The sequence below is a fragment of the Rhodoferax sp. GW821-FHT07G04 genome (assembly GCF_059418585.1).
This window is the reverse complement of record NZ_JBWKQD010000003.1, coordinates 1-22,779: the sequence shown is the minus strand read 5'-3', so window position 1 is coordinate 22,779 and position 22,779 is coordinate 1. Positions and strand designations below refer to the sequence as shown.

The following is a 22,779-nucleotide window of genomic DNA, read 5'->3' as shown; positions in this document are numbered from 1 at the left end:
AAGCAAGGTAAGTAAAGTGCAAATCATGGGAGTGCAGGGATGAAGGCTTTTTGGGATGGCTTGGGTCAGGCCGCGCGGATGACGTTCGTGGCGGGCGTGATCGTGATCGTGGGTGTGCTGATCGGCACGTCCTGGTGGTTCCTGCGTAGCGAATACCAGGTTCTATTCAGCGACCTGAAACCACAAGACGCTGCGGTCATGACAGCGGAGTTGGAGAAGCTGAAAATCCCCTACCGAGTCGACGAAAGTGGTGGCACCATCTTGGTTGATAAAACCGTGGTTCACGCTACACGCATCAAACTCATGGGCAAGGATATGCCACTGCATGGTGCAGTGGGATTCGAGCTCTTCAACAACACCGACTTCGGTATGACCGAATTCGCACAAAAGATCAATTTCCAACGGGCGTTGCAAGGTGAGTTGACGCGCACTATTCTGTCTTTGTCGGAAATTCGAGATGTTCGTGTTCATCTCGCGCTGCCGGAGCAAGGCCTTTTCAAGCAAGCCAATGTCAAGCCCAAGGCGGCCATCAACATTACATTGCGGGACGGCCAGACGCTGCGCCCACAGCAGGTCAGCGGCATACAGCGTCTGGTGGCTGCAGCAACCCCTGGCATGACAGCACAGGACGTAACGGTGGTCGACAAACAGGGAGTGGCGCTCAGCAGACTGCCAGATGAAAGCGCAACTCCGACCACCACCACAGCTATCGGTAACGCCAACACCAGACTAGAGCTCAAGCAGGAAACCGAGGCGCAATTGGTCCGCAAGTTGACCGAGGTGCTGGACAAAGCTTTCGGCCCAGGCCAGGCACTGGCCAGCGTCGATGTGACCCTGAACATGGATCAAATCCGCACCACCACAGAAGATGTACTTGCGGCCCCCACCCAGGCCGGCGACAGCCGCGGCGTCATGGTCAAGGAACGGCAGTCGGTTCATGAGAGCAATGTTCCCCCACTCGATGCAGCCCGTGCACCTGGCAATTCTGGGCAAGGAAGCTCCCAAAGAGATGTGGACTACCAGGTAGGTCGCCGTGTAGAGCAAGTCAACAATGTCGCGGGTGCAATCCGACGGCTGCAAGTCATCACCGTCGTGCGCTGGAACATGGACAGTGCGCAAGAAGCCCAATTGCGCAGCCTGGTAGCGGCGGCCGTCGGTTTCACACCCGAACGTGGCGATACGGTCGTCGTTCAATCGCTCGGATCGCTGGTGGCGCCTGCAGCCGCCGATACCACTCCCGTCAACTACCACGTGGAAAACCAGATATCCGCCACCCATCTCCCGCCAGCAGACAGTGGTGGTACTTCGAGCGCTTCGCTCCAACCCGCTCTTCCTGCCTTGGCTATCGCACTGGGGGCCTTCATTGCGGTCATGCTGGTGCTGCTGGTCCGGCTTTCGCGCCGCGAGAAAGCCCCTGTCCCGTCACAGCCATCCAACTTGAGCGAATCAGAGCGCGAAGCAGCACTACGCCAAGTTGAAGCCTGGCTAGCTTCCGGCAACACCGAGAAAGCCGGAGTTCCCAAAGAAGGCGTTCAGGCATGAACTTCGCAAACATCGCCACTACGGCACAAGCGCAAGGTGGCCCCCGGCAGGCCGCACTGGCGCTGCACGCCATGGCCCCTGCGGACCAAGAGTGGCTGTTGGCGCAACTCCCCGAACACCATCGCCAGTTGCTGCGTCAAATGGTCAACGAGTTGACCACCTTGGGCATACCCACGGGACGCGGCCCATTCTTGCCGGTAGCTGCACCCGCCAAGGCGTTGATGGTGTCACAGCAGGCAAGCCAAGACGCATCCGTCCCTACGCCGACAATGGTGGTCGCTCGCGACGCAGGAGAAGGCCCCAACCAGCCATTGACAGACATTGAGTATCTGGGCCAATTGGATCACCATGGCATTGCAACGTTGGCCAACATCTTGCGCCGCGAGCCGGCTGCACTGGTGGCACGCATCATGCGCCTGCACAACTGGTCTTGGCAGCGAGAGATATTGGAGCATTTGCATCCAGCACACCAGCAAAACGTTCTGACTATCTTGGACACTGCCGTTGCCATGCCCTCATCCACCCAATTGGGCAAAACACTAGCCCAATCGATCCGGCGACGGTGCCAAGCTGACATCACAGACCGCGTTTTGCCTTCGCTTGCATTGAAGATCCGTTCGCAACCCTCCAGCCATGCCCCGCGATGGAAAAATGCTCTGCGCTGGCTGCGCCTTCCTGGAGCGAGTGCATGAATACACCCGGCGACGTACTGCACGATGTCACGTTGCAGTCGCAATCACTCCAACTGCGCCGACCGGCACCGGCGGTAAAGACTCCTACGCAACTTGCACCCGCCGTGGTTGCAAGCCCGCCACCCATCATGCAGCCGCCCGTCGTGCCGCCGCCCGCGACGGTGCAGCCGGATCTTGAGTCCGCACTGCGGCAAGGCGAAGCCCTGGGCAAGGAAGCTGGCTACAAGGAAGGGCACCAAGTCGGCTTTCAGAAGGGCTACCAAGAAGGCTACCAAGCCGGCGCGAGCCATGCGGAGCAGGAACACCAAAAGCAAGTAGAACATGCATCGCAAGAACTGATAGCCCAGCGGCTGCAGCAGGCGCAAATACAAGCCGAACAGCAGGCACAAAAAAAGAGCCAACAACTGCGCCACCAATTGCAAGAGCAGATAGGCAAGGTCAACACCTTGCTGGCCGGCGTTCCGGCGCAGCTTACGGACCATCTCAACAACGCTGAGGACGATATGCTGGCATTGGTGTACGAGGTTGTCTGCAGAATCCTGGGCGACGAGGCCGCCAGCCTGCCGGGACTCAGAGCCCAACTGCTGCGGTGCCTGAAGGCCTGGCATGGCCGTGCGCTACTGAACATCCACATGCACCCAGACGACATTGCGTTGCTGCAGAACGACCAGCCCAGCCTGGATGCACTTTCCAGCGCCGGTTTCAGTGCAGAACAGTCCACCCTGCATTGGGTGCCGGACCTGCGCATCAACCTGGGTGGCTGTCAGTTCCGCTCTACCGAGGGTGCGCTGGACGCGCGACTGGAGGTTCAACTCCAATCGCTCAAGAACATGCTGCTACAGACCCGGGCGTCCCGACGCCACCTGCTGGCCCAATCCGCTAACGAGGACATAGCCGAGTGAGCCAGCAACAACCCGACCGACGCCGCCCGCTGCGCGCATACCGCACGGCGCTGCACCACATTGAACTGGTGCAGCGTGTGGGTTGGGTTCGCCAAATGCAGGGCTTGACCATCGACGCCCAAGGCCCCGATGCCACGGTTGGAGAACTGTGCCGCATCCTGCCCCGCACACGGTCCAACTCCCGCATGAAAGGGCAGCTTGAATCCGAAGCTTCTCCCGGTGTATTGGCTGAAGTGGTTGGCATCCGAGCCGACCACGTCACCCTGATGCCCTATGGCAATCTCCACGGCATAGCCGCGGGTTCCGAGGTGGTGGCCTTGGGCCGACAGTCCACTTTGGGAGTTGGCCCCGAATTGTTAGGTCGCGTCATCGACGGATTCGGCCACCCGCTGGACAATCTGCCACACCCAGTTGCCCCCATTCAGCGCCCGCTGTACGCCCATCCCATCAACCCCATGCAGCGCCCTCGCATTGAGCACGTGCTCCAAACCGGTGTGCGCTGCATCGACAGCTTGTTGACGCTGGGCCAGGGCCAGCGGGTGGGCATTTTTGCGGGAAGCGGCGTTGGAAAAAGCACGTTGCTGGGGATGATTGCCCGCCATGTCAGTGCAGATATCAACGTCATTGCACTCATTGGAGAACGTGGCCGCGAGGTGCGGGAATTCATAGACAAGCAACTCGGCGTCGAAGGTCTGAAGCGTTCCATTGTTGTGGTCGCCACATCAGACCAACCCGCTTTGGCACGGATCCGCGCAGCCTACACGGCCATGACGATTGCCGAGTATTTCCGGGACATCGGCAATCAGGTGCTGCTGACCATGGACTCGATCACCCGTCTCGCCATGGCGCGGCGCGAAGTAGGCCTGGCGGCCGGCGAGCCTCCGACCGCGCGCGGCTACACACCCTCGGTCTTTGCCGAGCTGCCACAGCTGTGCGAGCGCTGCGGCACGGCTCCCTCCGGGGGCTCCATCACCGCACTACTTACCGTACTGGTCGAGGGCGACGACATGAATGAGCCGGTAGCCGACAGTCTGCGCGCCATTCTGGACGGCCACATCGTGCTATCACGGCATCTGGCCCACCAAGGCCAATACCCGGCCATTGATGTGCTGAAAAGCGCCAGCCGCCTGCTGCCCGACTTGACCACGACGACCGAGCAGGACCTCATCACCAAAGCCATCAAGCACCTGGCCCTGCTGGAAAAAAACCGCCAACTGGTGGACATTGGGGCATACCAAAAAGGTGCCAACCCGGATTTGGACGAGGCCTTGGCCCTTGAACAGCCATTGCAGACATGGCTGCGGCAGCGCGATGGCGGAGTTGCGCGTACGATGGCGATCAAGAGCTTGCAGGAAATCGTCAACAGCACGGCAAAGCCAGTCGCAAAAGAGCTGAATAAGAAGCCTTCACTATGACCTCGCGCCGCTCCCAACCCATCACGAACGTCGACCTGCGGGGTTTCTCGTATGCGCTGACGCCTTTTGTGCGCCAGCAAGAGTGGGTCATGGATGCTCTGCAGGGCAAGTTGGCCCGTGCCACACAAGCCACCAACAAGGCGCAGGCCAAGGCCGATGCGCTGGCCCACGAACTCACAACGCACGCAGCCCATACGCAGCAAGCCCTGCAAACCCGCGCAGACCCCCGGTTCCACCAGCAAAGTTTGCGCTTTCTAAGCCAACTGCAAGGCAAGATTGCGGACCAGCAAAAGATATTGGAGCAACTGCGCGCAGAACAAAAGCAACTGCAGGAGCAGTGCATCGCGCAGCAGGAAAAGCTGGACGGTCTTGCTGACCATCGTGTATCGGCCGTCCATGAATACGCGACCGAGCTGTCACGCCGCGAAGCCGCTGAGGCCGATCGCGATTGGATTGGCCGCATGCAGGCAAACCAGGCACGGCACCCGGTCCGGAAGAAGGCAGGACCATGACACGCCTTGGCCATCTCCCCTTCGACCCGCAGGCACAAGCCCAGTCGCCCGGCATCCGCACCGACGCCGGCTCCAATGCCAAGACCGATGTAGCACGCCGCGGTGCCTGGCAGCGCGAAATGGAGCGGGCGCAGGTGGCCAGTTGGTTCAAGCCTTTTGTCAAACAGAGCGTTCACGGCCCTAGCATGGCGCCCGCAACCCAGCCAACAGGCAGCGGCACAGCCACCTTTGCAATGCGCGCCTATGCATCGGCCGCCCCAAGCCAGCCCGAGGACACTGTTGACCCAGAGCAGACCGAGACTCACCACCAGGCTCAGCGCACAGCCGCGGCCAAGACCATGTTGAAGGCGCATGCACTGGTACGTCCACAAAATGCCGGCCCTGCAAGCGGGCTGCAACCTCTACAAGACAATTCTGCAGCCGCGTCAGATGCTGCTTCCCTGGCCGGCTGGAGCCGCGGAAATGCCGGCACAACCGCCCCCGAAGTGCCCAATGTGAGCGATGGCTCCGCGCCCAAGCAAGTACTGGCGCTGGTTACCAGCCTGGCGGCACGGGTCTCCAAGCTCAGCGGTATCTCCATCACCCCCGTGACCGCAGCCAGTTTGAAGCCGGTTGCGACCGAACCCCAGGCCGCCGTAGACGAATTACCCTTTGCCACGTCGGCGGCAATCAAGGAAAATAACGCCGTCAGACTGCACGCCGAGTGGCATGGCAGCACCGCCGACATCTGGATGGGCATGAGCGGAACGGCCTCCACCATTGCCGAGCAAGCGTCCATCATCATCCCTGCGCTGCACAAGCAATTGCTGGCGCAGGGCCAACAACTGGGCCGTGTCATTTGCAACGGACAGGTTTTGTTTGACCCAGCTGAGGGCTCGCCCCCACCTGAACCCGCCCAATTGGGCAAAGCCATGTCGTTTTCTAAGTATCTGCATTCAATCAACCCACGGGAGGTTTCATGAGCATCGGAGCAATCAGCGCCGCCACACCCAATCTGCAAGCCAAGGGCATGACGCAGGAGGATTTTTTGAAGGTCCTGCTCACGCAACTGTCCTACCAGGACCCTATGAAACCCATGGACAACCAGCAGTTCATGGCACAGATGGCCCAATTCACCAGCCTGGAGCAAACCCAGCAGCTCAACAATAAGATCGAAACCCTGATCAACAACCAGTCGGCCCTGCAGTCCGTCGGCCTGATTGGCCGCACGGTTGATATTGGAGGCAGCTCGGGCTCTGGCGCCGTCACCGGCACCGTGTCTGCCCTGTCGCTATCGGGCGACTCCCCTTCCCTCACTATCAGAACGGCATCTGGCGCTGTCCTCTCAGGCATCAGCCTGAGCCAGATCACCGCCGTTCGCTAACCTATTGCATCCCTGCACCCCCCACCATGATTGAAACCATCTACGTTGGCATGTCTGGCCTGGCCGGCTTTTCACGCGGCTTGCGCGTCATCGCCAATAACACCGCCAATCTCAACACACCGGGCTTCAAGAGCAGCTTTCTGCAGTTCAACGATTCCTACTATTCCGGTGGGGCCTATAGCGGCCGTCAATTTGGCCAAGTTGGCTATGGCGTCAACACGGCAGGGACCAGCCTTTCCTTCAAACAGGGTGAGCTGCGCCAGACTGGCAACAACCTGGACGTAGCCGTTAACGGGCAAGGTCTGTTCATGTTGAAGGCAAAGGATGGACGCATCACCTATACCCGCGCAGGCCAATTTGAATTCAACAAAGATGGCATTTTGGTCAAGAAGGGCACTGAGCAAAAAGTAGTTGGCGTGGATGAGAACGGCACTCAGACCGACATCACCATTGACGGATCCAAAGTCCAGGCCGGCAAGCAGACCACCACCGTCAAGTTCAATGGCAACCTGCTCAGCACGGCCACAACAGATCAAACCGTCGGTGGCATCATCGTGGTGGACGCCGCTGGAGAGAGCCACACGCTGAGCATGAAGCTGACCAACACCAGCGCCACCACGCCCGGCAGTTGGTCGGTTCAGTTGCTGGACGGCACCACTGTCATTGGCACCAGTCAACTCATCTTCCAAAACGGCAAGCCCACGGCAGCGACCGAGAAGCTGGCAATGAGCTACACGCCCACCGGCCAGCCCGCCATCCCACTGACGCTCGACTTCAGCAAGGATGTCACCTCCTTCGCTACGGCAAGCCTGACGGCCCTGGCCTATGCCTCCAACGACGGCTATGTACCCGCAGACCTGACTTCAGCCGCGTTTGATGCCACCGGAACACTGATCAAAACCTTTGGCAATGGCCAGACGGAAAAGGGTGCACACCTGCAACTGGCCCGCTTTGACAACGTAGAGGCCGTCGGCTCCTTGGGCGACAACGAGTTTGAAGCGCTGGATGCCAACGCCTGGCACATAGGCACGGCAGGTGGCGCGTTTGGCGACGTGCGTTCCGGCTTTGTGGAGCTTTCCAATGTGGACATTTCGCAAGAGTTCAGCGACCTGATCATCATGCAGCGCGGCTACCAGGCCAGCTCTCAGATCGTCTCTACCGCCAATGAAATGCTGCAAGAGTTGTTTTCCATGAAGGGCCGCTAAGGTGACAGCGTGTTGACCGACACCACCGCCCCCCAGGCTGGGGCATCTCCTCTGCTGGACCTGGAGGCCTCTCGCAACGCCAAAGACCTGCTGAGTTGGAACCATAAGCAGCAAGCACAGGTCAAAGCATGCCTGCTCGCGGTGCTATCTGACTGGTGCCAACAGTGGGAAATCGGCATTGCCGAAGCCGGTAGCAACGCAGCGCCCAGCTCTGCCGAGATACTGGATGACGCCCATGCCCGCCACACCCTGGCCACCGCCATGTTTGGTGCGCAGCCTGTAGCAGCGCAAGACACGGGGTCCACCGTTGCGGAAGAGCTGGCCACCAAAGCCTGGGAGGACTGGCAGGCGCGGCTGGCCGCCGCCCTGGGGCTGGCAGGCAACCCCCTGTCATCCACCTGGAGCGAACTGCGACAAACAGTGCCTGCTCCAAACGCTACCCAGCGCTGGGACGGCAGCTTGCTGGTGCTCCTGCCTTGGTGGGAAGGAGAATTCTCCTTGCTACTGGAGGCCGCTCACGTGCTGCATCTGCTAGGCCCGGATGGCATGCGAGCAAGCCCCGCACCTACTGCGGAAAGGCGAGCTCCCTTGGCCCCGTTTATCGAGGCGATTGGCCGACAGGCCATGGATGTCAAAGTAGAAATGGCTTCGGTCACCCTGACCCTGGGCCAAATTCAGTCCCTACGCCTGGGTGACATCATCCCCATCCACCACCCCCTCAACCAGCCCGCCACCCTCTTGATGCAAGTGGGTGAAGGCACAGACCAACCCTTGTGCCACGCTTGGCTGGGTCAACGCCAAGGCACCGTCGCAACCGAATTGATCGCCTTTGGCGGCTGACCTGCTCCCACACCGCACGACCCCATGAATGAAAATATGAATATGGCCACCGCCGGCACTGCAACACAACCCGGCAAACCACAAGCCCAACTCATTGCATTGAGCGAGCTCGGTCACGGTGCGCCACCACCCGACAAGGCCCCCCTCATCACCTCCATCAACCCGCTGCACCTGGTCAAGACCACCCTGCAAGTCTGCGTCGGTGAGGCTACTTTGACCGTAGGCGAGCTGCTCGCCGCACGCGAGCAGCAGGTACTGGTACTGAACCGCTCCGTGCACCAGCCGGTAGACCTCATGCTCGAAGGCCAGGTCGTCGCGCGCGGCCAGTTGGTCGCCCTGGGCGATAGTTTTGGCGTACGCATTACCGAAGTGCCCCAAGGCCTGACCCTGGGCAACAACAACCCGGCCAAATGACCTTCCCCGCCACCATCCCACTGCGCCGCGACCCGCCGGGCTCAGCGGGTGACAGCGCGGGCCTGGATGTGCCCTCGGCCCTGGCCGCGTTTGGCCTGCTGGTGTTGGCCGCCGCACTGGCTTGGGCCTGGTGGAAAAAGCGCAAGCCCGCCTCGGCAGCCCTGCTGGCCCAATGGCTCAAGCGCGAGCGTGGCGCCGGCGGTGCTGCCACCGTGCTCCACAGCACACGCCTCACCGCCAAGCACAGCGTCCACACCGTGGAGTGGCAGGGCGAGCAACTACTCATCGGCTGCACCGAGCAAGCTATTTGCCTGCTGGCGCAAAAGCCCACCTCGGCAACCACTCCGCCGCCACCGCAAAGCGAAGGCTCCACCCCATGATGGCGACCTATATCCGCCACCTGCGGGCACAGCCATGGCTGCGCCTGGCACTGTGTGGCGCGCTGCTGGCTGGCGTAGGCTGCGTGGCCCACGCTGCGGGTGCCACCAGCAACACACTGCCGGCGCTCAGCAGCACGCCATCCACCGAGACGGCTCAGGCCCTGCGCATTGTGCTGGGCTTGACCGTGCTGGCCATCTTGCCGGCTCTGTTAGTCTGCCTGACCAGCTTCCTGCGCATCATCATCGTGTTGTCGATGCTGCGCCATGCCATTGGCATGAACGAGACGCCACCCAACACCGTGCTCATAGGCTTAGCGCTCTTTCTGACCCTGTTCACCATGTCACCGGTGATTCAGAAAATCAACCAAGACGCTTTCCAACCCTTTATGAGCGGCAAACTCAGCATGGAGGCCGGCTACAGCAATGGCATAGGCCCGCTGCGCGAGTTCATGGTGCGGCAAACCCGCGAGCAAGACCTGGCGCTGATGGTGGAGCTGTCCAAGGCCCCCACGCCCGAGAGCATGAACGACATCAGCAACGTGCAGCTCATTCCCGCCTTCATGCTGTCCGAGTTGCGCGCGGCGTTCCAGATTGGTTTTGTCGTCTTTCTGCCCTTTTTGCTGATTGACCTGATCGTCTCCAGCGTGCTCATGGCCTTGGGAATGATGATGATGCCCCCCACCACGGTGGCCCTGCCCGTCAAAATCCTCATGTTCATTCTGATCGACGGCTGGAGCCTGTTGCTCAAGGGCTTGGTTGGCAGCTTTCACTGAAGGTACCACCGCATGCCACGGGGGGGAGGACTCTATTCAGCCGCAGCCGGCGCCGCCATAACAAATACGACAATAACGTCAGCGGCCCGGCCCACATCGGCGACACCAGACAGCAGCGGCCTCAACCAGGCCGCCGTCGACGCCTTGTGGACGCGCCTGCGTGCCAACAAGGACGAGCAGGCCCGGGAAGAACTCATCTGCCACTTTCTGCCCTACGCACGCACTGTGGCCGCCGTGCACTACGCCAAGCGCTACAACAACAGCATTGAGTTTGGCGACTATCTGCAGTGGTCCACGGTAGGCATGATCGAAGCCTTGGACCGCTTCGACCCCAGCCAAGGCTTCAAATTCAGCACCTTTGCATCGCACCGGATGCACGGCGCCATTGTGGATGGCATCAACTCCGCCACCGAGAAACACGAGCAAATTGCCCTCAGCCAGCGGCTGAAGCACGAGCGCCTGCAAGCCAGCAAGAAAACACACTCTGGCACGCAGCCCGTGGCCCAGCCGCCTATATCGGCCCCTACCGACACGCTGCTGGGTTACTTGTCAGAAGTAGGCATCGGTCTGGCACTGTCTTGGCTGCTGGAAGACAGCGGCATGCTGGTAGCGGATGAAAACACAGCCGATACCCACCACATACCCTACCTGCAGTCTCTGGAACTCAAACAGCTCCAGGAGCGCGTGCGCGAACTCGTCAACACCCTGCCCACGCAGCAAAAGACCGTGGTGCGCTGCCACTACCTGCAAAGCATGCCGTTTGAGTCCATAGCCACCCTATTGGGCCTGAGCAAGGGGCGCATCTCGCAAATCCATAAACAGGCCATGACCAACCTGCGCCAGACCCTCAAAGGCACGCCGCGCTGCGACATTGCGTGGTAGCCGCGGCGAACAACGCCGCCATAACCCAACCCGCTCAGCGGTTGGCCGCCGTCAAATCCTTGGCCACCTTTTCCATCATGGCGTTCAGGTCTGCATCAGACTCCATCTGCTGCTGAATGCCGTCCACCATGGTGGCGAACTGCGGGTCTGCCACCAGCGCGGCGCCAAATTCTGCCGCCAGCACCGACTCCAAAAGCACGCGAAACACCTTGCGTTTGACATACGGGTCATCCGGCGCAATGCGCTGCACCCGCTGCGCCAGCGCCTGGGCAAAGTCGGGCTCTGGCGCCGCCGCCTCTTTGGCGGTGGCTTGCTCGTTCTTCAACCGGTCCTTGGCGTCCCGCGCCACGCGGGCCTGCACGATGGGCGTGCGCAGCGCCGCTATCTGGGTGCGCAGCGTGGTTGCGATTTGTTGGACCTGGGGGTTGATGGTTGTCACGGGAGGGGTTGGCTGGCAAAAAGGCTGAAGAAGGTGCACGACCAGGAAGGACCTGCCCCTCCATTGTCCGTGGATTCGGGCCCTGGCGCCACTGGTATGGGGGCTGGCGAGCGGATGTTGCAGCCATCGGGTTTGAACGGAATCCTTGGTCAAGGTAGGGTGGGAGATTGTTTGCTCCGTAATTCATAGCACCCAAAGACCACTTGGCGAGGGCTAGTAGCCATTTTTCATCTGAATGGCATATCAACTGGCTCAAAATACCCAAAATAGGTTTTATTGGTAGTTCCCAGGCACGAACAAGGATAGATTTTGCCACTAACCCTCGCCAAATCTATATAGTTTGCTCCATAAATCATAGCAATACTGCGCTTCTGACCTTTTGCGAACCAACGCAACAGTCGCCGTGGCTAACGCCTATCGTTCCGCCGGGATACGCTGGTGAACAAGCACACCTAGGACGCACTTGATTGAGCGAGCTACCCACCCAGACCATCGCAGTGGATCTGGATTGAGAGCATGGCAACGGACGACAAGGATTTTTTTGTGGCCGTGGGCCAGAAGGTGGCGCAGTTGCGCAAGGAGCATGGCTTGACGCAGCAGGCACTGGCCGAACAGCTGGGTATCGCGCAGCAGACACTGGCGCATTACGAGGGTGCGCGGCTGCGCGTGCCGGCATCCATGCTGCCGCAGTTGGCCCAGATCCTCAGTGTGGCGGTGGACGAGTTGATTGGCCTGACGAGCAAGACGGAGCGCAGCAAACGTGGGCCGACTCCGAAGTGGCAGCAGCAGATCGAGGCGATTTCTCAACTGCCCAAGGCAAGGCAGCGCTTTGTCAGTGAGATGCTGGATGCGGTATTGGCGCAGCACTGAACAGTAACAACAGCACCACCCAAGACAAAGCCCTCACAAACCTCCGCCGCTAGGGCTGGGGTGGTGAGGGCTTTTTATTTAGTAGCTATTAAACTAGTAACTGGCTGTGCGCTCGACTTGAGTCATAAGTTAGCCAAGCGGAGGATTTCAGCTATCAAACTTACGGAACAATGATCGGAACCCGCGACAACTTGAGACTCAACGTGTCCAGAGTTTTCGTCATAGGAAGCAACTCGCTCTCAATAAACCGCCCCAACTCAATCGACCTCTTCTCACGTGCGGCGCGCATCATCGTGGCCAACGTCAAGTCTTTCACACGGGGAAACAAAGAACGAAGTGACTCTACATCTCTAGCCCCTGGCATTGCAGACCATTCAGCCATAAGCCGGAATACAGGCTCTTTATTCAACGGCAGATCCGCTGCTGATAAAGGTGCATTTACATGTACGACCTCCTCTCTAGAACACTCTAGACAGCGCCATGTTTCTATCGCTCCAAGTCGATTCACGACAGCCCAATGCTCTCCACCACAATTGCTACATTTCATAAATCACCCCCTTAGTAGGACCAATTTGGGTCCGGGCGAACACCACGATATACAGGATGATTTGCAAGGCGCTCATACAGTTGAATATCACTTAGTGAGTTTGTCCAATGCCCTGCATCAACTGCACCTTGCGCTCTAAATGCAGAGAATTCATGTCCGAGGTTGTAGTTTCGCGCATTGAGTCCCTGCATAAAGTGGGTCATCTCATGTGTCGTATATCCAGCAGCCTCCAACGGAGTCGCCGATGCGTTGCTATAAACCTCAACCCTGGAAGAACCAAAGCGATATAGCCCACCGAGGCCACGATTGGACGGGTCAATTTCCAGAATGTCTAAGCTCACCTTACCACGACTAATCAACTTTGCCGACGCAAGGGACTCAGGAGTCCCAGCCTGCCGCAAAGAACGCAATATAGACGCTTGGGAAACCTCACCTGAAGCGGCGGCCAGTTGACCGGGATGGAAGGCAGCCGCTGCATCGACTGCACTAGCGGCCTCCCTGAGCGCAGCCACCTTCCCCGCCTGCTGCCAGGCCGAGACTCCACCAGCCACAGCCATGAGCGCATCGGTTCCATGCAACCCGAAGCTCTGCGCATCATTGCTTGCAGACCAAGTGTGCAACTGCCAAGGCTGTACATCGCGGTAGTTGCCGTAAACCTCATCCGAGACCCACCCAATTTTATTCCCGATAGCAAGATACCCTTCCGGGATTTTCTTGGCCGCCATGATCGGCAAGTTGACCAGTGATGGTCCGATGTTCAGCACGCTCTTGGCGGCGCCAACCCCGGCTTGCCACGGGTTGTTCCAAGCAGCCTTGGCTGTGCGCACCACGGCTTCACCCCACGAGTCACGGACTGGCGTCGGATCAATCTCGGTTGTGCCGCCTGTGAGATTGCCGTATTGATCTGTCTCCTGAAATGAGGTCATCAGGGGATTGGCTCCGCTTACGCGAGTTAGTTGAGGCAGGATGTTGTTGCCGGCCGCATCCTTCAATGCCACGTTGGATGGGTAGTCCAACCAACTCTTCTGCTGATAGCCATCAGCGTCCACCCACTCTTTGTATTCGTAGACTCCTTTTTCAATAGGCCTAAATGCCGTGCTGTCCCGATAGCCAACTGTTGGTGCAGTACCGCCATCAATCATTCGCGACACATCCAAGGAACGCATTGACCGCTGTACTTCGCTATTGCCACTAAACCCGGCGGCGGCGAGAATTTCGGAATTGGTGAGTGGCTCAACGGGGCCTCCACTCCACTTCATAAATCCCGAGGGATCGCGCTCTTGCTGACGCGCAGCTGCATAACCGGCAAAGTCCGTACTAGCCTGGTAGTAGTCAGGATCATTGGCCCGATTAACCGCATTGAGCACAGACCGGTTGTCTGAGCCATAGTAGTCAGGGTCCATGACCTTGTTGACGCCGTTGAGTAAGTGTCGGTTGTCCACCGGCTGCATTGCATCAATGAACGCCCCACCCAATGCATTGCCAAACGCATCGGTAGCCACCTGCAGGATACTCTGCTTGCCACCACGCGCAATAGCGGTGGCGCTGCCAGCCACAACCCCGCTGAACGCAGCACGCGTGAACTTGTCAAAACCGGTTATCGAACTATTCAGCATACCGTTGTTCGTCAAGTCCAGGGCTTCGTTCATGCCCCAGCCCACGCCCGCACCTACGGCACTGGCTGTCACTGACGTCCAATCAAAGTGGTCTTGCACATGCGTGACGACCGCAATGCCTTGCGTGAGTGCGTTGCCAATGGCCGAGCGGACGATCGTGTTGCCAAAGGAGGTCGTCTCACCACCAAAGGCGGAATAGTTGCCAAGCCCGCCAGCTACTCCGCCGCCAATGGCACCCATGGCCACCTGGCTCCAGCTAAAGCCGTTGACGACGCCTAGCGCATTGCCGACGACTTGCCCGGCGATAGAACCTGCGGCTCCACCCACAGCGCCGCCGGCAACCGCTGATGCAGTGCCGCTGCCCCAAACTTCAGGGCTTGCAAACCATTCGGCCGCCTCCCCACCGGTGTAATACATCACCACAGCGGCTACCACCACCATGATCATCTGGCCCATGATGCCGCAACCACCGGTCTGCGCGGGGTTGGGCATGACGGGCAGCGTGGGGCTGGTGTTGCCCGTGATCTTGCTGGGGTCGTAAGGCTGGAAGTTGCCCGCATTGTTGGTGCTCAGGGTCAACTTGGGCAGCGACAGGGTTTGGCCTTCCTGCAGCAGCGAGTCCGCAGCCACAGCCAAGCCGTTGGCGTCCGCTATGCGGTACCACAGGCGGGCATCACCATAGACTGCACGCGCGATGCTCTGCATGGTCTCGCCACGCTGTACGGTGTAGCTGCTGGCAGTGGGCTCCGCCTTGGTGCCGGTGATGGGTGCGCTACCCACGGATACGTCCAACGTGCTCTTGTATGTGACGCCCGGTATGCCATTGGGGTTGGCGTCATCTTGGGCGGCAATACCGTAGCGAGCCAATACCTCACCGTTGACGATGAGCTGGCGCTGCACTTGACCGGGCATCGTGGAGTTGCCCACAAAGCCGCCCACAAAGTTCGCGTTGGGGTTGGTCAGATAACCCGCCCCATAGACGCCGGGTGTTTCTGCGGCATGCTGGTTGACATACACCGCCTGGCCAGCGCTGTTGTTGACAAACGCCCGGTTGAACGACGTGTCGACGCTTTCTGCGTGCCGCACCAGGAAGCCGTTGGCGTCGTAGGTATTGGTCGCGGTGACGACAGCGTCACCTATGTCGTCCACCCACTGGCTGGGGGTATAGCCTGGGGTGCCAAAGCCCAGATCGGGGTTTGGTCCGCCAATAGCCCATGCCTCGACCTTGCGGGCAGAGATGATGCTGGTTTGGTGAACCTGGCCGTTTTGGTGCTCGTTGACGTTGGTAACCGTGGTTGTGATGCGCTTGTTGGCCACCCCGCCTTGGGTAAAGGTCTTGGTGATATCCACATACCCCTGTTGGTTGCCCGCAGCATCGTAGCCACCCCCGCTGAGGTAGTCCATCGTGCTGACCTGGACCGGGGTATTGACGTTGCCTTGCAAGAAGTCCCCACGCTGCACACTGCGCGTTTTGGTGGCCTTGCCTGTGGCATCGTATTGGGTGTAGCGGTATTGTGGGGTTAGGCGGGCTTGGTCGATCCCGTAGGCCACGTAGCTGGTGCTGGCTACGACACGGCCGGCGCCGTCATAGCGGTAGTCATGCCGGTTGAGTTCGGTCGCGGAGCTGGCGTTCGTCAAGCGGTTGAGCTTGTCATAGGTGTACGAAGTGGAACCTGGGGTGGCGCCACCGGTCACTGTCTCTTGAACGCGATTGCCTTGTAGATCGTAGAGATAGGTGCGGTCTTCAACCACGCCACCCTCCCGAGCATCATGCTGGCTTGCCTGCCGGTTCATGGCGTCATAGGTGAAAGTGCTGTTGGTGGTCTTGTGGTCGTCGGACTGAACGCCCTGTGTCACAGAGGGGTTCCAGACTTCCGTATTCACCGTGGTGCGGTTGCCTGCCTTGTCGTACTCCATGCGCACCTGGGCATGCCCGTCGCTGGTGTAGATCACGCGGTTGAGGCTGTCGTACAGCGTGTCGTTGTCTTGGTAGACCACGCTGCTGAGGGTGCCGTCCGCCAGGCGGGTGAGTTGGCGCAGCTGCTCGCTCAGGCGGTTGCCCGCCAGATCGTATGTGTACTGGGTGGTCTGGCCCAGATAGTTGTCACGCAGGGTAATGAGCTGGCCGGCGTTGTCGTACTGATAGTCCTTGTTGACGGCCCTACCAGCACGGTTGTTCTCTTCATGGATAAGCTCGCCAGCCTCGTTGTAAGCGTACTTGTAGGTCACACCAGCGTCCTGGTAACCCAACTTGCGGCCGAATTGGTCGTAGGTCCAGCGCTGGGTGTAACCGGTGGCGTCTGATTGCTCGGTCTTGCGGCCTAACACGTCATAGCGGTAGTGAACGCTTTGTACCAGGTAACTCACTACAGGCGATTCGGTAGGCACAAGGTTGCTGCGCACGCTGACCTGGCCGTTGCGATCGTACTCATAGACCGTTTGTTCATAGTTGCCGTTGGTGGTTTTGATCACGCGCCCGGCGTCGTCATAGACGATCTTCTCCACCAGGGTTTCGCCTTGTTCCAGCGCAACGTCTTTGAAACTGACGGCATTGGCTGCATCAAAACTGCTGGTCGCCGTTCCATTGACGATGACGCTGACAGAGTCTTCGTTACCTTCAATGGTGGCTTTGTAAGATGCAACTACATCCTTGAGCGTGGTCTTGACGACACGCCCCAGCTTGTCGTAAGCGAAGTTGGTGGTGATGGTGGTGCCAGCAGACTGGTCAGCCACGCTTTGCACCTTGTCGCCAAAGGCGTTGTAGCCATAGCGCACCGAGCCACCGTCGGCGTGGTGCTCCAATACAAGGTTGCCATCCGCGTCATATAGCTTGGTATTGGTATGGCCCAGCGCGTCGGTGATGGCGATCTGGTGGCCCTGGGCATCATAGGAGACCCTGGTAGTGGCCTGCTCTTCACGGTGTATGCCGAGGGGCAAGATATCGCTGTTGATTGTCTGCGTTTGCTCAACCAACTGATTGCGCGCGTTGTAGACGTAGCTGGTGTGCTGATGGTTGCCACTGGCGTTGACCCGTGGATCATCGATCTGCGTCACATTGCCCCAGCGATCTACCTGGCGCGCAATGGTGGGGCGCATGTTCTGGTCTGCTGTGGTGTTGTCATACACGCGTGTGGGTTGCCACAAGGGGCCTGCATTGGCTACGTGGCTCACATTGACCGACGGGGTGTAGTTTGCCGGCACGGTCACTCGCAAGGTAGTACGGGCTTCGTTGTAAGAACCCCCATTTTCCGAGACCACACCCTCCAGAATGATCTGCACCGTGTACTCACCGGGTGGGTAGATATTCTGCCCCGCAATGGGCACGCACATTCCATAACCGGCATCCAAGCTGGCTCGGCCACTGATCGTGCTGTAGACAGTGGCATCGGCGTTGACGATGCCCTGCGTCGCAGAGGCAATGATGACGCGCACGCGTGCTTTGTCCGGCAGCGCGGGGCCTTGGATGACGGCATATTGCTTGCCATCGATCTTGCCAATACCTAAGCTGATGCCGTCGATGTGGGGCTCGCCCGCTGGGCTAGACGGCGCCAACGGGTTGGCGCTGAAGGTCAGCAGGTTGGTTCGCTCCCCCACACTGGTGGTAAGCACTTCATCGATACCCGGAATGTCGGCACGGTATAGGGCTGTGGTGCCATCCGCCGGTGTTTTGCTGACATAGCCCGCTATGTCCGATTGCCAACCCAGAGCGTTTTTCTCCGCAGCACTGGTGGTAAAGCGCCGGTCCATGGTCGCCACGTCGCTCCCTTGGTACAAGGAATAGAGCGGGATGTCGTTGGCTGTTGGCGTCCTATTGACGTATCCGACCGCTGGCTCCGGCTGGAATCCAAGCATCATGCGGAGCACGTTGTCCAAGCTGACCTGGTGCAGGTCGGCCACACCAAAGAAATTCTTGATGTCTGGCCCCCAAGCATCCAACTTCTGCCAGTCCGACAAAACCGAATACATGTCGTCTTGCGCGCGCGCCGTGAAGTAATGGCGCCCGGCATTGTTCACGTAGCGTTTGAGCGGTACACGGTCCCATGCGGGGTCGGTGTAGACATAGCCGACAATGCCGCCGTTTTGGAAGTAAGGCTGGTTGCTCACAACAGAAGTGATATCCGCAGAAACCGGTGGCGTTGGCGCTGTGATAGTGATCGTGCCCGAATTGACGGTGTGGTCACCGTTGACCCAGTTGAAGAAATCAACCTTGTATTCGTAGATTCCGGCTCCAAAACCATCCAACACGACGCCCACACGCCCATTGGCGTCCAGAGGCTGTGCCTGCAAATCCTTGTTCCACTCGGTCTGCCCACGCAGGCGATAGGAGATGACTGGATGGACATCACCCGTTGGACGATCCCAACTGGCCACGCTGTGGCTTTGTCCGCCCACGTTTTCCATGCCAACACGGAATGAGTCGTTCTTGGCAAGGTAGCTATTGAAGTCGCTGGGCGCACTGGGACCGCCAATCGCGAAGGACCCTTTGCTGACCAAGGTGTCACCCTGCGTGCTGGAAACTACGCTCAGCTTGTAGTCGTAATTGCCGGGCGGCAAGCCGATGTCTGTGAAGCGATAGGCGTCCTTGAACGCACGTATGGCTTCCCCGGGAATGGTAATGACGGCCTGGGTAGCTTTGTCCGTGATCTCCAGCGTAGGGATGAAATTCAGATTGGTCGGCAGCGAAACTTCCAAGGACAACCCACTGTGCTGCACAAAGTAAGCGTTCGCGCTTTGCAACAGGTTGGCGTTTTCTATGGCCGATGTGGTGTAGTTGAATTCGTTGGAGCCTGCGCCGTGCTGCAGTGCGTACATCTGCGTTGTGAAACCCGCTTGTGCGGAACTGTATACATAACCGTCGATGCGATCAAAGACCCAGCCCGCCACACCAGGGTCATTGGCGTCGGTTGCATAGCGGTATACGTCTGTGCCAGCCTGGTGGTAGCGGTACAGCGGCACCAGGCTCTGGCCAGGCACTTGGTCCTTGGCAATGTAACCAATGACATCACCGGCAGACCAGCCCACCAGGTGGTTGCGCAGTATGTCCTTGTTGGTTGTGTCGCTCGGTTCACCCCGGTCGGAGGTGACGATATAACGGCCTGTGAACTGGTTGCGGTAACGGACCAGCGGAATGATGGTGGCTAGGCCAGGTGGCACCAGGTCGGGGCTTGCAATCAGGTGTACCGACGGCTGCGTGGACTGCCAAGTTTGAATTTCGCTGGCGCCCTGCGTTCCAGGCGTATTGCTGCCATAGACAGTCAACCAGGCGCCCAAGATATCTTTTTTCTCAACCTTGATGCTATATATCTTGGAAACACCCCAACTGCTGGCGCTGGGGTCCAGTTCCTTGTGGGTGTTTTTCCATTTGAAGCTATATCCGTTGACGCTTTCCTCTGGGGACAGTATGACGGTCTGAGACTCCCGCTGCGTGACGTCATGCTCAAAAGTTGAATGCGTCTCGTATTCGACGGTGACGCGCACGTCGCCGCTACCCAATGTGTTCAGCGGGCTCCACAGCATGTCGATTTGATTGACGCCGTCCGCACTGCTGGATTGCTGCTTGATAGTTGCGTAGAGGTCGTTGGTCTGAACGCGAACGTTGAGCTGCGCATTCGCCGCTCGTGTGGGTTCCTTGGTCAAGATGAGGTGGCCCAAGGCGTCATACGCCAAATCCGTTCGGCGGTAGGCCGTAGGGTCCACACTGCCATCCATAGACAAGACTTGGGCTGCACTCGTCAATTCCGGTGCATCCAGATTGGCTGCGCCATTGCTCTCGATACGGGTGGTCTGGTTGCCCTGCAGGTCGTAGAAGAAGATTCGGGTCACCCCATCGCCCGCATTGCTGCGCCACACGCGACCGGCCTTGTCGTACTCGTAAAACTCTCCCAGGTGAGAAGAATCCAGAACGTTGCGCAATGGGGCATCCCCTTGCAGCACTATCTTGGAGGTAATCTCGCCAAATGCGTTGTAGATGGAAGCGGTGTCCACCAGTGCTGCCGTCTCCGCCCCTACGGAGGTGTAGACATGGATTCGGTTACCCACCTTGTCATAGGCGGTCGCTGTGAACAAGGTCTGCTGTGTATTGGTCAGGTTTTGCCACTGCGTAGTCACGCGCCCCATGGCGTCGTATGACATGAAGCTGTTGTGCCCCTCGGCATCCGTAACCTGCACTGCGCGGCCCAGGGCATCGTACCGGGTGAGGGTCGCACGGTCCAAAGCTGGATCGATCGCATCGCCTTGTCCCGCATGGCGTTGCAACATGACCACCACATTGCCAAACGCGTCTCGGTAGAAGCTGGTGGTGGGGGCGCCGGTTGTGGGGGCGGCCTGCGCATTGGCTTGCACCGAGCGCTCCGGTGCAATGACAGCCCGAACACGGCCCAGCGCATCGTACTGACTCTCGGTGACTGCATGATTCTGCGGGTCGGTCGTCTTCGTCAGGTTGCCAACCTTGTCGTATTCATACAGCGTGTGCACACCGCTGGCCGTGGCGCCCAAAGTGCCATCGTTGTTGATGTTGGTATAGCTGAGGTTAACCTCGATTTGCTCAATCTTGCGGTTGAGCAAATCATACTTGTACTGCGTGGTGCGATCGGTGGCACTTGGAGCAAAACCGTAAGGCAGCAGATCTTGCAAGGTAGCATTGGGCAGGTTGCCGGTCCAACCACTCAGAGCCTTGGCAAACTCCGTGTGCGCCACCACATTGCCACGAGCATCGAAGTCCTGAGCCATCAGATAGCCCATAGCATCGATCTGCCCCACCTGGTGGCCCAGCTTGTCGTACTGGTAATAGGTCTTCAGCGAAGTCTGCGCGACCGGGTCGCGCACATCAGATTGGACAATGAGTTCGCCAAAGGCGTTGTAGGTCTTGGTGGTGGTGGGACGCACGCCACGGTAAGTAGTGGGATTGCCCTGTGCATCGGTGATGACGCCGTACAGCATTTCACTCTGGACGGTGACCACACGGCCCATGCGATCGTAGTAGGTGTCGAGCTGGCGGTCATTGGCAGCATTGGTCTTGTCGTGGCGGACCAGGCGTGCCACATCACCAAAGGCGTAGTCGCGCTGGTACTCGGTCACATTGCCTTCGGCATCGGTCTCGGTCAGTACACGCCCGGCCTTGTCGTAGGTCTTGCTACGGGGATTGCCTGCCACATCGGTACTACGGAAGGCATTGCCCAGCGTGTCGTACTCGGTGAAGGTGGAGAGTTGTCGCTGCGTCTCATGGCGTGTAGCGTTTCCGTTGACATCCGCCATGGAGTAGGTGTCGAGCGGGTTGGTCACACCCACAGTCGCAAAGATGGTCTTGACCTGGCGATCCAGGCTGTCGTAGACGTAGGTAGTCGTGCGTTCCTGGCCAACAAGTCCCTTGGCCTCGGTGCGCGACAGCACGTTGCCGCGCGCGTCGTATGCCATCTCGGTGACAAGGCGAACCGTGTGGAACAAATCCTGACTTGATGTCAACGGACCTGAGTCGCCGCCTTGAACTGTCAAAACTCCAACTTCGGGCGAAGTTTCCCGAAGCAGATGCCCTGCAGCATCGTAGTCATAGTTCCAGGTGCTGGCGTTCTCGTTGGTAAAGCTGGTCTTGTTGCCCGCACCGTCGTACGTAAAGACCTGGGTATGCCCCAGGGCATCAGTCTGCAGGCTCAACTGCCCCGCACCATCAAAGGTGAACCCGGTCGCGGCATCGTTAGCGCCCGCGGCCGCAAAGAAGGTGCCATCCAGACCATTGCGGTCAGCGCGCTGTGCGAACTGGGTCTGCTCCACCATCTGGCCCGTGCCATCGTGGCGGTAGCGGGTGACATAGCCCTCGGCATCCACCACGAATTCCAACTGGCCAGCGGCGTCATAGCGGCGGCTGGTCACTCGGTCTTGCGTGCTCGTCGCAAAGTTACCGGCCACGGCCTGGTCGGTCATGGCCATGCCCGTATCCAGATTCTGCAAGGCCACGGCGGTGGCCTTGGTGGCATAGCGGGTCAGGTCGGTCACCAGGCCCAGCGCATTGCGCGCATACTGCGTGACTTCGCCCTCGGCATTGACCACCACCGCCTCACGGCCGGCACGGTCATAGGCATGGCGCGTGACGCGGTCATGCGCGGCATCCACCATAGGTGCAGCCAGTGCCACCAGGTTCGAGCCCCCCTGAGCAGCCGTGTAGCCGGCCAAGGCATTGGCGTACTGCCTGGTGCGCAGCACATTGCCCATCTTGTCATAGGCCAGATCGGTAACCGCACCGGTGGCGTCCACCGTGCGGGTTGCGCGATTGGCGGCATCGTAGACCGTGCGGGTGACGCGGTCATTGCTGCTGACCTGGTAGATGCCCTGTCCGTTGGCAAACTGGGTGGTCTGCAGCACATTGCCATTGGCATCGCGCAGGTACTGGAAGG

At 59.3% G+C, this 22,779-nt stretch carries 16 protein-coding genes; 14 read left to right on the top strand and 2 right to left on the bottom strand.

The features are described from left to right. Positions 1-39: 39 nt before the first annotated feature. Genes fliF through AC07OO_RS17325 form a run of 13 tightly spaced genes read left to right on the top strand, consistent with a single transcriptional unit; the run spans position 40 to position 10,920 of the window. Entirely contained in the window at positions 40-1,542 is a 1,503-nt protein-coding gene (gene fliF, locus AC07OO_RS17385; RefSeq protein WP_495083388.1) for a flagellar basal-body MS-ring/collar protein FliF, read from the top strand. Then, positions 1,539-2,234 (top strand): hypothetical protein, encoded by a 696-nt coding sequence (locus AC07OO_RS17380; protein WP_495083387.1) that lies wholly within the window; start codon positions 1,539-1,541, stop codon positions 2,232-2,234. The genes fliF and AC07OO_RS17380 overlap by 4 nt, the downstream gene beginning before the upstream one ends. Next, complete coding sequence (locus AC07OO_RS17375; protein ID WP_495083386.1) at positions 2,231-3,136, top strand: FliH/SctL family protein; 906 nt, start codon at positions 2,231-2,233, stop codon at positions 3,134-3,136. The genes AC07OO_RS17380 and AC07OO_RS17375 overlap by 4 nt, the downstream gene beginning before the upstream one ends. After that, positions 3,133-4,551 (top strand): FliI/YscN family ATPase, encoded by a 1,419-nt coding sequence (locus AC07OO_RS17370; protein WP_495083385.1) that lies wholly within the window; start codon positions 3,133-3,135, stop codon positions 4,549-4,551. Before AC07OO_RS17375 ends, AC07OO_RS17370 begins: the two co-directional genes overlap by 4 nt. Next, positions 4,548-5,063: a hypothetical protein gene (locus tag AC07OO_RS17365; RefSeq protein WP_495083384.1), complete on the top strand. Its 516-nt coding sequence runs from the start codon at positions 4,548-4,550 to the stop codon at positions 5,061-5,063. Before AC07OO_RS17370 ends, AC07OO_RS17365 begins: the two co-directional genes overlap by 4 nt. Further along, entirely contained in the window at positions 5,060-6,025 is a 966-nt protein-coding gene (locus AC07OO_RS17360) for a hypothetical protein (protein ID WP_495083383.1), read from the top strand. The genes AC07OO_RS17365 and AC07OO_RS17360 overlap by 4 nt, the downstream gene beginning before the upstream one ends. Then, positions 6,022-6,426: a flagellar hook assembly protein FlgD gene (locus AC07OO_RS17355; protein ID WP_495083382.1), complete on the top strand. Its 405-nt coding sequence runs from the start codon at positions 6,022-6,024 to the stop codon at positions 6,424-6,426. Before AC07OO_RS17360 ends, AC07OO_RS17355 begins: the two co-directional genes overlap by 4 nt. Positions 6,427-6,452: 26 nt before the next feature. Next, the gene (locus AC07OO_RS17350) at positions 6,453-7,631 is read left to right on the top strand and encodes a flagellar hook protein FlgE (RefSeq protein WP_495083381.1); all 1,179 of its coding nucleotides are present in this window, start codon (positions 6,453-6,455) and stop codon (positions 7,629-7,631) included. A 9-nt stretch (positions 7,632-7,640) separates the two neighbouring features. Continuing rightward, positions 7,641-8,471, top strand: a complete 831-nt coding sequence (locus AC07OO_RS17345) for a FliM/FliN family flagellar motor switch protein (RefSeq protein WP_495083380.1) — start codon at positions 7,641-7,643, stop codon at positions 8,469-8,471. A 24-nt stretch (positions 8,472-8,495) separates the two neighbouring features. Beyond that, entirely contained in the window at positions 8,496-8,885 is a 390-nt protein-coding gene (locus AC07OO_RS17340) for a FliM/FliN family flagellar motor switch protein (protein WP_495083379.1), read from the top strand. After that, positions 8,882-9,265 (top strand): flagellar biosynthetic protein FliO, encoded by a 384-nt coding sequence (locus AC07OO_RS17335; RefSeq protein WP_495083378.1) that lies wholly within the window; start codon positions 8,882-8,884, stop codon positions 9,263-9,265. The genes AC07OO_RS17340 and AC07OO_RS17335 overlap by 4 nt, the downstream gene beginning before the upstream one ends. Next, positions 9,262-10,038, top strand: a complete 777-nt coding sequence (fliP, locus tag AC07OO_RS17330) for a flagellar type III secretion system pore protein FliP (RefSeq protein WP_495083377.1) — start codon at positions 9,262-9,264, stop codon at positions 10,036-10,038. The genes AC07OO_RS17335 and fliP overlap by 4 nt, the downstream gene beginning before the upstream one ends. 12 nt (positions 10,039-10,050) lie before the next feature. Further along, positions 10,051-10,920, top strand: a complete 870-nt coding sequence (locus AC07OO_RS17325; RefSeq protein ID WP_495083376.1) for a sigma-70 family RNA polymerase sigma factor — start codon at positions 10,051-10,053, stop codon at positions 10,918-10,920. 34 nt (positions 10,921-10,954) lie between these two features. On the opposite strand, the gene AC07OO_RS17320 is transcribed toward AC07OO_RS17325, so the two are convergent. Next, entirely contained in the window at positions 10,955-11,359 is a 405-nt protein-coding gene (locus AC07OO_RS17320; RefSeq protein WP_495083375.1) for a hypothetical protein, read from the bottom strand. Positions 11,360-11,875: 516 nt separating this feature from the next. Between AC07OO_RS17320 and AC07OO_RS17315 the strand changes: the two genes are divergently transcribed. Further along, a complete protein-coding gene (locus AC07OO_RS17315; protein ID WP_495083374.1) occupies positions 11,876-12,229 on the top strand; it encodes a helix-turn-helix domain-containing protein in 354 nt (117 codons plus the stop codon). Positions 12,230-12,787: 558 nt separating this feature from the next. Here the strand turns inward: AC07OO_RS17315 and AC07OO_RS17310 are convergent. Beyond that, entirely contained in the window at positions 12,788-22,747 is a 9,960-nt protein-coding gene (locus AC07OO_RS17310) for a LysM peptidoglycan-binding domain-containing protein (protein ID WP_495083373.1), read from the bottom strand. Between the last annotated feature and the right edge of the window lie 32 nt (positions 22,748-22,779).

Excerpts from the sequence above, each read along its gene's own strand:
- fliF (WP_495083388.1), top strand. The coding sequence starts at position 40 with ATGAAGGCTTTTTGGGATGGCTTGGGTCAGGCCGCGCGGATGACGTTC.
- AC07OO_RS17380 (WP_495083387.1), top strand. The coding sequence starts at position 1,539 with ATGAACTTCGCAAACATCGCCACTACGGCACAAGCGCAAGGTGGCCCC.
- AC07OO_RS17375 (WP_495083386.1), top strand. The coding sequence starts at position 2,231 with ATGAATACACCCGGCGACGTACTGCACGATGTCACGTTGCAGTCGCAA.
- AC07OO_RS17365 (WP_495083384.1), top strand. The coding sequence starts at position 4,548 with ATGACCTCGCGCCGCTCCCAACCCATCACGAACGTCGACCTGCGGGGT.
- AC07OO_RS17360 (WP_495083383.1), top strand. The coding sequence starts at position 5,060 with ATGACACGCCTTGGCCATCTCCCCTTCGACCCGCAGGCACAAGCCCAG.
- AC07OO_RS17355 (WP_495083382.1), top strand. The coding sequence starts at position 6,022 with ATGAGCATCGGAGCAATCAGCGCCGCCACACCCAATCTGCAAGCCAAG.
- AC07OO_RS17350 (WP_495083381.1), top strand. The coding sequence starts at position 6,453 with ATGATTGAAACCATCTACGTTGGCATGTCTGGCCTGGCCGGCTTTTCA.
- AC07OO_RS17340 (WP_495083379.1), top strand. The coding sequence starts at position 8,496 with ATGAATGAAAATATGAATATGGCCACCGCCGGCACTGCAACACAACCC.
- AC07OO_RS17335 (WP_495083378.1), top strand. The coding sequence starts at position 8,882 with ATGACCTTCCCCGCCACCATCCCACTGCGCCGCGACCCGCCGGGCTCA.
- fliP (WP_495083377.1), top strand. The coding sequence starts at position 9,262 with ATGATGGCGACCTATATCCGCCACCTGCGGGCACAGCCATGGCTGCGC.
- AC07OO_RS17325 (WP_495083376.1), top strand. The coding sequence starts at position 10,051 with ATGCCACGGGGGGGAGGACTCTATTCAGCCGCAGCCGGCGCCGCCATA.
- AC07OO_RS17315 (WP_495083374.1), top strand. The coding sequence starts at position 11,876 with ATGGCAACGGACGACAAGGATTTTTTTGTGGCCGTGGGCCAGAAGGTG.